Origin of the sequence: Enterobacter sp. FB, from assembly GCF_000805795.1 — a bacterium.
Classification (GTDB): Bacteria; Pseudomonadota; Gammaproteobacteria; order Enterobacterales; family Enterobacteriaceae; genus Enterobacter; species Enterobacter roggenkampii.
The window spans coordinates 621,224-634,281 of the sequence record NZ_JSZC01000006.1 but is presented as its reverse complement, the minus strand read 5'-3'; the positions used below and the strand labels follow the sequence as shown (position 1 = coordinate 634,281).

Here is a 13,058-nt window from a genome sequence, read left to right as displayed (position 1 = left end):
CGCCTTTCGGCCTCGCCTTAGGGGTCGACTCACCCTGCCCCGATTAACGTTGGACAGGAACCCTTGGTCTTCCGGCGAGCGGGCTTTTCACCCGCTTTATCGTTACTTATGTCAGCATTCGCACTTCTGATACCTCCAGCAACCCTCACAGGCCACCTTCAACGGCTTACAGAACGCTCCCCTACCCAACAACACATAGTGTCGCTGCCGCAGCTTCGGTGCATGGTTTAGCCCCGTTACATCTTCCGCGCAGGCCGACTCGACCAGTGAGCTATTACGCTTTCTTTAAATGATGGCTGCTTCTAAGCCAACATCCTGGCTGTCTGTGCCTTCCCACATCGTTTCCCACTTAACCATGACTTTGGGACCTTAGCTGGCGGTCTGGGTTGTTTCCCTCTTCACGACGGACGTTAGCACCCGCCGTGTGTCTCCCGTGATAACATTCTTCGGTATTCGTAGTTTGCATCGGGTTGGTAAGCCGGGATGGCCCCCTAGCCGAAACAGTGCTCTACCCCCGAAGATGAGTTCACGAGGCGCTACCTAAATAGCTTTCGGGGAGAACCAGCTATCTCCCGGTTTGATTGGCCTTTCACCCCCAGCCACAAGTCATCCGCTAATTTTTCAACATTAGTCGGTTCGGTCCTCCAGTTAGTGTTACCCAACCTTCAACCTGCCCATGGCTAGATCACCGGGTTTCGGGTCTATACCCTGCAACTTAACGCCCAGTTAAGACTCGGTTTCCCTTCGGCTCCCCTATACGGTTAACCTTGCTACAGAATATAAGTCGCTGACCCATTATACAAAAGGTACGCAGTCACACCACGAAGGTGCTCCCACTGCTTGTACGTACACGGTTTCAGGTTCTATTTCACTCCCCTCGCCGGGGTTCTTTTCGCCTTTCCCTCACGGTACTGGTTCACTATCGGTCAGTCAGGAGTATTTAGCCTTGGAGGATGGTCCCCCCATATTCAGACAGGATACCACGTGTCCCGCCCTACTCTTCGAGTTCACAACCTGTGTGCTTTCGTGTACGGGACTGTCACCCTGTACCGTGCGACTTTCCAGACGCTTCCACTAACACACAAGCTGATTCAGACTCTGGGCTGCTCCCCGTTCGCTCGCCGCTACTGGGGGAATCTCGGTTGATTTCTTTTCCTCGGGGTACTTAGATGTTTCAGTTCCCCCAGTTCGCCTCGTTAACCTATGTATTCAGTTAACGATAGTGTGACGAATCACACTGGGTTTCCCCATTCGGACATCGCCGGGTCAAAGGTTCATATCACCTCGCCGGCGCTTTTCGCAGATTAGCACGTCCTTCATCGCCTCTGACTGCCAGGGCATCCACCGTGTACGCTTAGTCGCTTAACCTCACAACCCGAAGATGTTTCACTTCTGATTGCGAAAATTTGAGAGACTCGAACACACCATTTAAGATGTGTCGTTTCAATTTTCAGCTTGATCCAGATTTTTAAAGAGCAAATATCTCAAACGTGACTCGCAAGTCAGTTTTGAGATATGACGGCAGGTGACTTTCACTCACGAACCAGCAAGTGGCGTCCCCTAGGGGATTCGAACCCCTGTTACCGCCGTGAAAGGGCGGTGTCCTGGGCCTCTAGACGAAGGGGACACTGAAGTCTCAATCGCAAGACGCCTTGCTATTTACTTTTCATCAGACAATCTGTGTGAGCACTACAAAGGCAGGTTCTTTAAGGTAAGGAGGTGATCCAACCGCAGGTTCCCCTACGGTTACCTTGTTACGACTTCACCCCAGTCATGAATCACAAAGTGGTAAGCGCCCTCCCGAAGGTTAAGCTACCTACTTCTTTTGCAACCCACTCCCATGGTGTGACGGGCGGTGTGTACAAGGCCCGGGAACGTATTCACCGTAGCATTCTGATCTACGATTACTAGCGATTCCGACTTCATGGAGTCGAGTTGCAGACTCCAATCCGGACTACGACGCACTTTATGAGGTCCGCTTGCTCTCGCGAGGTCGCTTCTCTTTGTATGCGCCATTGTAGCACGTGTGTAGCCCTACTCGTAAGGGCCATGATGACTTGACGTCATCCCCACCTTCCTCCAGTTTATCACTGGCAGTCTCCTTTGAGTTCCCGGCCTAACCGCTGGCAACAAAGGATAAGGGTTGCGCTCGTTGCGGGACTTAACCCAACATTTCACAACACGAGCTGACGACAGCCATGCAGCACCTGTCTCAGAGTTCCCGAAGGCACCAATCCATCTCTGGAAAGTTCTCTGGATGTCAAGAGTAGGTAAGGTTCTTCGCGTTGCATCGAATTAAACCACATGCTCCACCGCTTGTGCGGGCCCCCGTCAATTCATTTGAGTTTTAACCTTGCGGCCGTACTCCCCAGGCGGTCGACTTAACGCGTTAGCTCCGGAAGCCACGCCTCAAGGGCACAACCTCCAAGTCGACATCGTTTACGGCGTGGACTACCAGGGTATCTAATCCTGTTTGCTCCCCACGCTTTCGCACCTGAGCGTCAGTCTTTGTCCAGGGGGCCGCCTTCGCCACCGGTATTCCTCCAGATCTCTACGCATTTCACCGCTACACCTGGAATTCTACCCCCCTCTACAAGACTCTAGCCTGCCAGTTTCGAATGCAGTTCCCAGGTTGAGCCCGGGGATTTCACATCCGACTTGACAGACCGCCTGCGTGCGCTTTACGCCCAGTAATTCCGATTAACGCTTGCACCCTCCGTATTACCGCGGCTGCTGGCACGGAGTTAGCCGGTGCTTCTTCTGCGGGTAACGTCAATCGCTGAGGTTATTAACCTCAACGCCTTCCTCCCCGCTGAAAGTACTTTACAACCCGAAGGCCTTCTTCATACACGCGGCATGGCTGCATCAGGCTTGCGCCCATTGTGCAATATTCCCCACTGCTGCCTCCCGTAGGAGTCTGGACCGTGTCTCAGTTCCAGTGTGGCTGGTCATCCTCTCAGACCAGCTAGGGATCGTCGCCTAGGTGAGCCGTTACCCCACCTACTAGCTAATCCCATCTGGGCACATCTGATGGCAAGAGGCCCGAAGGTCCCCCTCTTTGGTCTTGCGACGTTATGCGGTATTAGCTACCGTTTCCAGTAGTTATCCCCCTCCATCAGGCAGTTTCCCAGACATTACTCACCCGTCCGCCGCTCGCCGGCAAAGTAGCAAGCTACTTTCCGCTGCCGCTCGACTTGCATGTGTTAGGCCTGCCGCCAGCGTTCAATCTGAGCCATGATCAAACTCTTCAATTTAAGTTTGATGCTCGTGAATTAAACTTCGTAATGAATTACGTATGTTCACTCAGAGACTTGGTATTCATTTATTGTCCGAAGACATTAAGAATCCATGTCACTTTGAGTGCCCACACAGATTGTCTGATAAATTGTTAAAGAGCAGTGCCGCTTCGTTTTCGCTGCGGCGCGGGGTGTGCATATTACGCTTTCCCGCTTCAGAGTCAAGCGTTTATTTTCGCTATTCTCTGCTGACCCGGCGGCGTGTGTGCCGTTGTTCCGTGTCAGTGGAGGCGCATTATAGGGAGTAATTCCGAACCTGCAAGGATAAAGTGAAAATTATTTACTGACTGCTCACTTTCCAGGCAAACCTCACTCCAGACCTCAATTTTCGCCTGGTTTTTAAACAAAAACGAGCCGCAAGCGGCTCGTTTTTGCGTTTTGTGACTTACTGCACTGCCACAATGCGATCGTCGTTGGCTTCCAGACGGATAATTTTACCAGGAACCAGTTCCCCGGAGAGGATCTGCTGCGCCAGCGGGTTTTCGATCTGCTGCTGGATAGCACGTTTCAATGGACGCGCACCGTACACCGGATCGTAACCATTCTTACTCAGCAGTTTCAGCGCATCGTCGGAGATGTGAATTTCGTATCCACGCTCTTCCAGACGTTTGTACAGACGCTGCAGCTGAATCTGCGCAATCGACGCGATGTGTTTCTCACCCAGAGGATGGAATACCACCACTTCATCAATACGGTTGATGAACTCCGGACGGAAGTTATGGCTTACCACACCCAGCACCAGATCCTTCATGTGGCTGTAGTCCAGTTCACCGAAACGTTCCTGAATCAAATCGGAACCCAGGTTCGACGTCATAATGACAACCGTATTACGGAAGTCGACCGTTCTCCCCTGCCCGTCGGTCAGACGACCATCGTCCAGCACCTGAAGCAGGATGTTGAACACATCCGGATGCGCTTTTTCCACCTCATCCAGCAGGATGACGGAATAAGGACGACGACGCACCGCTTCTGTCAGGTACCCACCTTCTTCATAACCCACATATCCTGGAGGCGCCCCGACCAGACGCGAGACGGAGTGTTTCTCCATAAACTCTGACATGTCGATACGCACCATCGCATCATCACTGTCGAACATAAAGTTAGCCAGCGCTTTGCACAGCTCGGTTTTACCGACACCGGTCGGCCCCAGGAACAGGAACGAACCAATCGGGCGGTTCGGATCGGACAGCCCTGCACGGCTACGACGAATAGCATTCGATACCGCTTCAACCGCTTCATTTTGACCAATCACACGATTGTGGAGATCGTTCTCCATGCGCAGCAGTTTTTCACGCTCGCCTTCCAGCATGCGCGCCACGGGAATACCGGTCCAGCGGGCAAGCACTTCTGCAATCTCGGCATCCGTCACTTTATTACGCAACAGACGCATCGTTTTACCTTCTGACTGCGTCGCTATCTCAAGCTGTTTTTCCAGCTCAGGAATTTTGCCGTACTGCAGCTCTGACATTCGCGCCAGGTCGCCCACGCGTCGCGCCTGCTCAATGGCAATTTTTGCCTGTTCGAGTTCAGCTTTGATGGTCTGCGTACCAGAAAGGGAGGCTTTCTCGGCTTTCCACTCTTCTTCCAGCTCAGAATACTGGCGCTCTTTATCGTCCAGTTCTTCATTGAGCATATCGAGACGTTTCTTACTGGCTTCATCAGACTCTTTCTTCAGCGCCTGCTGTTCCAGCTTGAGCTGAATGATGCGTCGGTCGAGTCGGTCCAGCTCTTCCGGCTTCGAGTCAATCTGCATACGAATGCTCGACGCCGCTTCATCAATCAGGTCGATGGCTTTATCCGGCAGCTGACGGTCAGCAATATAACGATGCGAAAGCGTCGCCGCCGCAACGATGGCCGGGTCAGTGATCTGCACATGGTGGTGCAGTTCATAGCGCTCTTTCAGACCACGCAGGATGGCGATGGTATCTTCAACGCTTGGCTCGGCAACAAACACTTTCTGGAAACGACGTTCCAGCGCAGCATCTTTCTCAATGTACTGACGGTACTCATCCAGCGTGGTGGCACCGACGCAGTGAAGTTCACCGCGCGCCAGTGCAGGTTTCAGCATGTTCCCGGCATCCATCGCGCCGTCTGCCTTACCGGCACCGACCATCGTATGCAGCTCATCGATAAACAGGATAACGTTGCCTTCCTGCTTCGCGAGATCGTTAAGCACGCCTTTCAGACGCTCTTCGAACTCGCCGCGGTATTTCGCACCGGCCACCAGCGCGCCCATGTCCAGCGCCAGTACGCGGCGGCCCTTCAGACCTTCCGGCACTTCACCGTTCACAATACGCTGCGCCAGCCCTTCAACAATCGCGGTTTTACCGACACCCGGTTCACCTATCAGTACCGGGTTGTTCTTGGTACGACGTTGCAGTACCTGAATCGTACGGCGAATTTCTTCATCACGGCCGATCACCGGGTCAAGTTTGCCCTGTTCAGCACGCTCGGTCAGATCGACCGTAAATTTCTTCAAAGCCTGACGTTGGTCTTCGGCTCCCTGATCGTTCACGCTTTCACCTCCGCGCATGTTCTCAATCGCCTGAGTCACATTGGCGGTGGTCGCACCGGCAGATTTCAGCAGGTCGGTCAAGGTACCGCGTGATTCAAGCGCCGCCAGAACAAACAGCTCTGACGAAATAAAATTGTCCCCACGTTTTTGCGCCAGCTTGTCGCAAAGGTTCAGGACGCGCACCAGATCCTGCGACGGCTGAACGTCGCCGCCGGTCCCTTCGACCTGCGGTAAACGGCTCAGCGCCTGATCGATAGCGGTGCGTAACTGGCCAGCATTAATGCCAGCGGACGTTAATAAAGGACGTACCGATCCCCCTTCCTGATTCAGCAAGGCGCTCATTAGATGAAGAGGTTCGATAAATTGGTTGTCGTGCCCCAGTGCGAGGGACTGGGCATCGGCGAGAGCAAGCTGGAATTTATTAGTAAGACGATCCAGACGCATAACTCCTCCCATAACAGGTCAAATTTGCTACTGGAGATTAAATGAGGTCATCCCTCAATTATTCAAGGTTAATGACCTGAATTATGTGAAAAGAAAACGGCACGTGCCGGATCGTCTTGATTCTTTAGGTTATATCAGCCAAATGAAACTTGCCATACGGCCCGTCGTCTTGTCGCGGCGATAAGAGAAAAAATTACCCTTTTCGGTGAAGGTGCAGCGATCGCCGCCGAAGATCTGCGTCACGCCGACGCGGTTCAGGCGCTGGCGGGCGAGCTGGTAAATATCGGCCAGATATTTATCCCCCGAAGGCAGGAAGGCGTCCACCGCTTGCGGATCTTTTTCCATAAAGGCTTCGCGAACTTCCGGCCCCACTTCAAAAGCACGAGGGCCAATGGCCGGGCCAAGCCAGGCCATAATATTGGCGGGCTCATCCTTAAAGCAGGCGACGGTTTCTTCCAGCACGCCTTCACACAGTCCACGCCAGCCCGCGTGCGCTGCAGCCACCTCGGTGCCTGCACGGTTGCAGAACAGCACTGGCAGACAATCGGCGGTCATTACGGCACAAACGGTTCCCGGCGTATTGCTGTAAGAGGCATCAGCGCGTTTGGAAGCATAGGGCTCTCCCGTCAACTTCAGCACCGTCTTGCCATGAACCTGTTCCAGCCAGACCGGTTTCGACGGCAGGTTTCCCGCTGCAAACAGACGCCTGCGGTTCTCTTCCACGTGTTCCAGGTTATCGCCACAGTGTGCACCGAGGTTCAACGACGCCCACGCGCCCTGGCTCACACCGCCAGTGCGGGTTGAACTGCAGGCAGCCACGCCGACAGGCAGTGGCCACTCCGGGACAATCAGTTTGGTCATAACCAGTCCACTTGATCCTTATGTTCTTCGAAATCAGCACGCATGGCGTCAATAAGGTCCACCATATCCTGCGGGATAGGCGCATGCCACTCCATCTGAATGCCGGTGATAGGGTGATAAAGACGCAGCATGGTCGCGTGCAGCGCCTGACGGTCGAATTTACGCAATACGCTGATGAACTCATCCGATGCGCCTTTAGGCGGGCGAGGACGACCACCGTAGACCTGATCCCCCACCAGCGGATGGGTAATGTGGGCCATATGCACGCGGATCTGGTGAGTACGTCCGGTCTCCAGACGCAGACGCAGGCGCGTATGAATACGGAAGTGCTCCATAATGCGGTAATGCGTCACCGCCGGTTTACCCATCGGATGCACCGACATATGGGTTCGCTTGGTCGGGTGACGGCTAATGGGCTCTTCCACCGTCCCGCCAGAAGTCATATGTCCAATGGCTACCGCTTCATATTCACGGGTGATTTCGCGCAGCTGCAGCGACTCCACCAGACGGGTCTGAGCAGGAACGGTCTTCGCCACCACCATCAGACCGGTAGTGTCTTTATCCAGACGGTGCACGATGCCCGCGCGCGGAACATCCGCGATCGGCGGATAGTAATGGAGAAGTGCGTTAAGTACCGTACCGTCAGGGTTTCCCGCGCCCGGATGAACAACCAGGTCGCGCGGCTTGTTGATCACCAGAATGTCATCATCTTCATAGACGATGTCCAGTGGGATATCCTGCGGCTCGAAGCGGATTTCCTCTTCGATTTCAGCATTGATGGCGACAGCTTCCCCACCTAACACTTTCTCTTTTGGTTTGTCCCAGATCTTGCCGTTTACCATCACGCGCTGGTCAAGGATCCATTCTTTTATGCGTGAACGCGAATAATCAGGGAACAATTCGGCCAAAGCCTGATCTAAGCGTTGACCGAGCTGATTTTCGGAGACTGTTGCGGTGAGTTCTACTCGTTGTGCCATAAACTGCTTCTTCGTTTAACGTTGGGTTTTACGGCTTTGCCGTTTAATATAGTGTGCTATTGTAGCTGGTCTTAATCGGGAGCAGGAACAGAGTTTCTCCCGGACAAACATTTGAGGAAAGTCAAAACGTCATGACGCGCATGAAATATCTGGTGGCAGCGGCCACGTTGAGCCTGGCTTTGGTGGGCTGCTCCGGTTCAAATGAACAGGTCCCTGACAATCCGCCGAATGAAATCTATGCGACTGCACAACAAAAGTTGCAGGACGGTAACTGGAAACAGGCGATAACGCAACTGGAAGCGTTGGATAATCGCTATCCATTTGGTCCGTATTCGCAGCAGGTACAGTTAGATCTCATCTACGCATACTATAAAAATGCCGATCTGCCGCTGGCTCAGGCAACCATCGATCGTTTCATGCGTCTGAACCCGACTCATCCTAACATCGACTACGTGATGTACATGCGCGGGCTCACCAACATGGCGCTGGACGACAGTGCGCTGCAGGGCTTCTTCGGCGTGGATCGTTCCGACCGTGACCCGCAGCATGCGCGTGATGCCTTCAATGACTTCTCTAAACTGGTGCGCGGCTATCCGAACAGCCAGTACGTGACCGACGCCACCAAGCGTCTGGTGTTCCTGAAAGATCGTCTGGCGAAATATGAATACTCCGTGGCGGACTACTATACCCGCCGTGGCGCATGGGTTGCCGTGGTTAACCGCGTAGAAGGTATGCTGCGTGATTACCCGGATACTCAGGCAACGCGCGACGGCCTGAAGCTGATGGAAAATGCTTACCGTCAGATGCAGATGACCGCTCAGGCTGAAAAAGTGGCGAAAATCATCGCCGCGAACAGCAGCAACACCTGATTTTGCCTCAATGCAAAACGGCAGCCCGAAGGCTGCCGTTTTTTTATTCGTTTCTGAGCGTCGCTGAAGCGCGTTAGCCTCAACACATCCAGTCAACTATGGCCTCAATTTTTGCCTTCTACAAGGTAAATCTCACCTCTTCCTGCCCTGCCTCACAAAAAAGATTCCCTGACAAAAACCGACAAAATAACGTGATCTAAATCACACATTTTGACATTAGGTCGGGTATGCTGGAATCACCAAGACGGAAAGACAAGAGGTAAAATTTATGACAATGAACATTACCAGTAAACAAATGGAAATTACTCCGGCAATTCGCCAGCACGTCGCAGACCGTCTCGCCAAACTGGATAAATGGCAAACACATTTGATTAATCCACATATCATCCTGTCCAAGGAGCCGCAGGGTTTCATCGCTGACGCAACTATCAATACTCCAAACGGCCATCTGGTCGCCAGCGCAAAACATGAGGATATGTACACAGCAATTAACGATTTGATCAACAAGCTGGAACGGCAGCTCAATAAAGTGCAACACAAAGGTGAAGCCCGTCGCGCCACAACGTCGGTGAAAGACGCCAGCTTCGCGGAAGAAGTTGAAGAAGAGTAATCCTTTAAATTGAGTGTACCGCCAACGCGCCTTCGGGCGCGTTTTTTGTTTTTTATTGACAGGGTGAAAACAGTACGGGTACTTTAACGGTATCACTCACAGGATGACTTTATGAAACTTACGCCGTTCTTCTTCGCATTCTTTTTTACCTTCCCCTGAACGGGAGGCGTTTCGTCGTGTGATAAAGAATGCGAAGACGAACAACAAGGCCTCCCACACCGGGGGGCCTTTTTTATTGATAACGATAAGATGAGACAGGCAACACTATGACACCGGAAAACCCGTTACTGGATCTGCGCGTAAAAATCAGCGCGCTGGATGAGAAACTGCTGGCGCTGCTGGCCGAACGCCGCGCCCTCGCCGTTGAAGTGGGCAAAGCCAAGCTGGACTCCCATCGTCCGGTCCGTGATATCGACCGCGAGCGGGATCTGCTGGAACGTCTCATTCAGCTCGGCAAAGCGCATCATCTCGATGCCCACTACATCACCCGGCTGTTCCAGCTCATCATCGAAGACTCCGTCCTGACCCAGCAAGCGCTACTCCAGCAGCATCTCAATAAAACCAATCCGCACTCTGCGCGTATCGCTTTCCTCGGGCCAAAGGGCTCCTATTCTCACCTGGCCGCGCGTCAGTATGCCGCTCGCCATTTCGAAGAATTTATTGAAAGCGGCTGCGCGAAGTTTGCCGACATTTTTAACCAGGTCGAGACCGGCCAGGCGGATTACGCCGTGGTGCCGATTGAAAACACCAGCTCCGGCGCCATCAACGACGTCTACGATTTGCTGCAGCACACCAGCCTGTCGCTGGTCGGCGAGCTGACGATCCCTATCGATCACTGCGTGCTGGTCTCCGGTTCAACGGACCTGAACACGATCGAAACGGTCTACAGCCACCCGCAGCCGTTCCAGCAGTGCAGCCAGTTCCTGAACCGCTATCCAAACTGGAAAATTGAGTACACCGAAAGCACCTCGGCGGCGATGGAAAAAGTGGCCCAGGCGAACTCTCCCACCGTCGCGGCGCTCGGCAGCGAAGCGGGCGGCGCGCTGTATGGTTTACAGGTGCTGGAACGCAACCTGGCGAACCAGACGCAAAATATTACCCGCTTCGTGGTGCTGGCCCGCAAGGCAATCAATGTGTCTGACCAGGTACCGGCCAAGACTACGCTGCTGATGGCCACCGGCCAACAGGCCGGTGCGCTGGTTGAAGCCCTTCTGGTGCTGCGTAATCACAATCTGATCATGACCCGGCTGGAATCACGCCCAATCCACGGTAACCCGTGGGAAGAGATGTTCTACCTCGATATCCAGGCCAACCTGGAGTCTGCTTCCATGCAGAAAGCCCTGCGCGAGCTGGGCGAAATCACCCGCTCTATGAAAGTGCTGGGCTGCTATCCGAGCGAAAACGTCGTCCCGGTCGATCCAATCTAACGTTCGATAAAACAGCTTTTCTTCATCCCTGCCACGCTCACCGGCAGGGTGAAGATGGCCCCGGAGAGCGGATATTTCGCCACCTCCTCCGCCTCCATATTCTCCCGCGTGGTGGTAATAAACAGCGTTTTCATATCATCGCCGCCAAAGCAAACCATCGTCGGGCAACGCACCGGCATACGGTACTCTTCCAGCTGCTCCCCTTGCGGTGAAAAACGCGCGATGCGCCAGCCGTCAAACAGCGCGCTCCAGTAGCAGCCTTCCACATCCATCGCCGCGCCGTCCGGTATCCCCTCGCCCTCTTTAAACTGACGAAACACCTCTCGCTTACCCGGTTCGCCCTGCTCATCAAGCGGGGTACGGTAGATCACACCGTTTGGCGTATCTGAGGTAAACATCCACTGCTTGTCCGGGCTAAACGCCAGGCCGTTATGCCCGTGGATATCACACTGGATCACCTTCGGCGTCAGGTCGTTGTCGATGCGCATCAGCAGGGCGCCGTTGTAATCTCCCGGCCCCCAGAACGTGCCCGCATAGAAGCGACCCAGGTGATCGGTGCCTCCATCGTTAAAACGCGCCAGCTGCGGGTTAGAGGGGTTATCACACACCTTGCGGCGCAGCAGGCCGTGTTTATCGGTCAGCCAGATACCCGTTCGCATCGCAACGATAAAACCACCCTGCTCACGCAGCGCGAAACACCCCACTTCCTCGTGGAAAGAGAGTACGGTGTGTTCCGCCGTCGGCAGATGGTAGCGGTGGATCTCGCCTTCCAGAATATCGGCCCAGTAGAGCGCCTGCTCTTCGGCGCTCCACGTCGGGCATTCAGGCAAATGCCCGGTGTAATTCAACAGCAGCTGCGGTTCAGCCATGACAGTTCCCCAAAATGAAAAAAGCCAGCATTGCTGGCTTTAAGTATATACATCATCGCATTACTGGCGACTGTCATTTGCCTGGCGCAACAACGTCCGGCTCTCATTCTGGAAACGCTGCGCATAATCGCCAAACCAGTGCTCGACCTTGCGGAAGCTGTCGATAAACGCCTGCTTGTCTCCGTGCTCAAGCAGCGTAATGGCTTCTCCAAAGCGCTGATAGTAGCGCTTGATCAGTGCCAGGTTGTTTTCGGAGGACATAATAATGTCCGCGTACAGCTGCGGATCCTGCGCGAACAGACGCCCAACCATCGCCAGCTCCAGACGATAGATAGGTGAAGAGAGCGCCAGCAGCTGTTCAAGCTGCACGTTCTCTTCCGCCAGATGCAGGCCGTAGGCAAACGTCGCAAAGTGGCGCAGCGCCTGAATGAACGCCATGTTCTGGTCGTGCTCAACCGCGCTGATGCGGTGCAGTCGCGCGCCCCATACCTGAATTTGTTCCAGGAACCACTGATAGGCTTCCGGCTGACGACCGTCGCAGTAAACCACCACCTGCTTAGCCAGGCTGCCGCTGTCCGGACCAAACATCGGGTGCAGACCCAGCACCGGCCCGGTATGCGCAGCCAGCATTGCCTGCAGCGGACCATTTTTGACGGAGGCCAGATCCACCAGGATACAGTCTTTCGGTAAAGGAGGAAGCTTCCCGACGATCTGCTCCGTCACGTGGATCGGCACGCTGACGATAACCATCCCGGCATCTTTCATGAGCTCCGGCGCCTGCGCCCAGTCCTCTTTTTCCAGAATGCGCACCTGATAGCCAGAAAGCGTCAGCATTTTTTCAAACAGACGCCCCATCTGTCCTGCCCCGCCGACAATCACCACCGGCCGCAGGGTCGGGCAAAGGGTTTTGAACCCCTTGTCGTTTTCGCTGGAATAGGACTCTCGCATCACGCGACGCAGAACATCCTCAATCAAATCCGGCGAAACGCCCAGCGCCTGCGCCTCTTTGCGACGAGAGGCCAGCATTGAGGCTTCGCGCTCCGGGACGTAAATCGGCAGGCCGTATTTGCTTTTCACCTCACCGACTTCGGCAACCAGCGCCATGCGGCGCGCCAGCAGATCCAGCAGCGCCTTATCCACTTCATCAATTTGATCGCGCAGTGCGGTCAATTCAGCAACCATAACTACCC

9 protein-coding genes, 1 tRNA gene, 2 rRNA genes and 1 other annotated feature are annotated in these 13,058 nt (G+C 54.2%); of the genes, 4 read left to right on the top strand and 8 right to left on the bottom strand.

Features of this window, described 5'->3' with window-relative positions:
- The 6 genes from PI91_RS05465 to rluD all read right to left on the bottom strand — a co-directional run.
- Window positions 1–1,368 (bottom strand): 23S ribosomal RNA (locus PI91_RS05465); the annotation flags it as partial.
- 183 nt (window positions 1,369–1,551) lie between these two features.
- Window positions 1,552–1,627 (bottom strand) — tRNA-Glu (locus PI91_RS05460).
- A gap of 85 nt (window positions 1,628–1,712) precedes the next feature.
- Window positions 1,713–3,254, bottom strand: a 16S ribosomal RNA gene (locus PI91_RS05455).
- A gap of 427 nt (window positions 3,255–3,681) precedes the next feature.
- Window positions 3,682–6,255: an ATP-dependent chaperone ClpB gene (clpB, locus tag PI91_RS05450; RefSeq protein WP_008502466.1), complete on the bottom strand. Its 2,574-nt coding sequence runs from the start codon at window positions 6,253–6,255 to the stop codon at window positions 3,682–3,684.
- 129 nt (window positions 6,256–6,384) lie between these two features.
- On the bottom strand, window positions 6,385–7,116 hold the full coding sequence (yfiH, locus tag PI91_RS05445; protein ID WP_039265594.1) for a purine nucleoside phosphorylase YfiH: 732 nt from the start codon (window positions 7,114–7,116) through the stop codon (window positions 6,385–6,387).
- Window positions 7,113–8,093, bottom strand: coding sequence for a 23S rRNA pseudouridine(1911/1915/1917) synthase RluD (gene rluD, locus PI91_RS05440; protein ID WP_008502468.1), 981 nt, complete (start codon window positions 8,091–8,093; stop codon window positions 7,113–7,115). The genes yfiH and rluD overlap by 4 nt, the downstream gene beginning before the upstream one ends.
- Before the next feature lie 131 nt (window positions 8,094–8,224).
- Here rluD and bamD point away from each other — a divergent pair, with 131 nt between their 5' ends.
- From bamD to pheA, 4 genes are all read left to right on the top strand, one after another.
- The gene (bamD, locus tag PI91_RS05435; RefSeq protein WP_008502469.1) at window positions 8,225–8,962 is read left to right on the top strand and encodes an outer membrane protein assembly factor BamD; all 738 of its coding nucleotides are present in this window, start codon (window positions 8,225–8,227) and stop codon (window positions 8,960–8,962) included.
- A gap of 268 nt (window positions 8,963–9,230) precedes the next feature.
- A complete protein-coding gene (gene raiA / locus PI91_RS05430) occupies window positions 9,231–9,572 on the top strand; it encodes a ribosome-associated translation inhibitor RaiA (protein WP_008502470.1) in 342 nt (113 codons plus the stop codon).
- A gap of 110 nt (window positions 9,573–9,682) precedes the next feature.
- Window positions 9,683–9,808, top strand: a sequence feature (Phe leader region).
- Window positions 9,684–9,731, top strand: a complete 48-nt coding sequence (gene pheL, locus PI91_RS25580; RefSeq protein WP_100249759.1) for a pheA operon leader peptide PheL — start codon at window positions 9,684–9,686, stop codon at window positions 9,729–9,731. It overlaps the preceding feature by 48 nt.
- A gap of 30 nt (window positions 9,809–9,838) precedes the next feature.
- Window positions 9,839–10,999 carry a bifunctional chorismate mutase/prephenate dehydratase gene (gene pheA / locus PI91_RS05425; RefSeq protein WP_021242003.1) on the top strand — a complete coding sequence of 387 codons (1,161 nt, stop codon included), beginning with the start codon at window positions 9,839–9,841 and terminating at the stop codon, window positions 10,997–10,999.
- Here pheA and PI91_RS05420 read toward each other — a convergent pair.
- Both PI91_RS05420 and tyrA read right to left on the bottom strand, forming a co-directional pair.
- Entirely contained in the window at window positions 10,996–11,868 is an 873-nt protein-coding gene (locus PI91_RS05420) for an SMP-30/gluconolactonase/LRE family protein (RefSeq protein WP_039265593.1), read from the bottom strand. The genes pheA and PI91_RS05420 overlap by 4 nt on opposite strands.
- Before the next feature lie 60 nt (window positions 11,869–11,928).
- Window positions 11,929–13,050, bottom strand: coding sequence for a bifunctional chorismate mutase/prephenate dehydrogenase (tyrA, locus tag PI91_RS05415; RefSeq protein WP_008502473.1), 1,122 nt, complete (start codon window positions 13,048–13,050; stop codon window positions 11,929–11,931).
- Window positions 13,051–13,058 lie beyond the last annotated feature (8 nt).

Bases quoted from the DNA above. Each gene is read 5' to 3' on its own strand.
- clpB (WP_008502466.1), bottom strand. From the start codon at position 6,255: ATGCGTCTGGATCGTCTTACTAATAAATTCCAGCTTGCTCTCGCCGAT.
- tyrA (WP_008502473.1), bottom strand. From the start codon at position 13,050: ATGGTTGCTGAATTGACCGCACTGCGCGATCAAATTGATGAAGTGGAT.
- bamD (WP_008502469.1), top strand. From the start codon at position 8,225: ATGACGCGCATGAAATATCTGGTGGCAGCGGCCACGTTGAGCCTGGCT.
- rluD (WP_008502468.1), bottom strand. From the start codon at position 8,093: ATGGCACAACGAGTAGAACTCACCGCAACAGTCTCCGAAAATCAGCTC.
- pheA (WP_021242003.1), top strand. From the start codon at position 9,839: ATGACACCGGAAAACCCGTTACTGGATCTGCGCGTAAAAATCAGCGCG.
- raiA (WP_008502470.1), top strand. From the start codon at position 9,231: ATGACAATGAACATTACCAGTAAACAAATGGAAATTACTCCGGCAATT.
- PI91_RS05420 (WP_039265593.1), bottom strand. From the start codon at position 11,868: ATGGCTGAACCGCAGCTGCTGTTGAATTACACCGGGCATTTGCCTGAA.
- yfiH (WP_039265594.1), bottom strand. From the start codon at position 7,116: ATGACCAAACTGATTGTCCCGGAGTGGCCACTGCCTGTCGGCGTGGCT.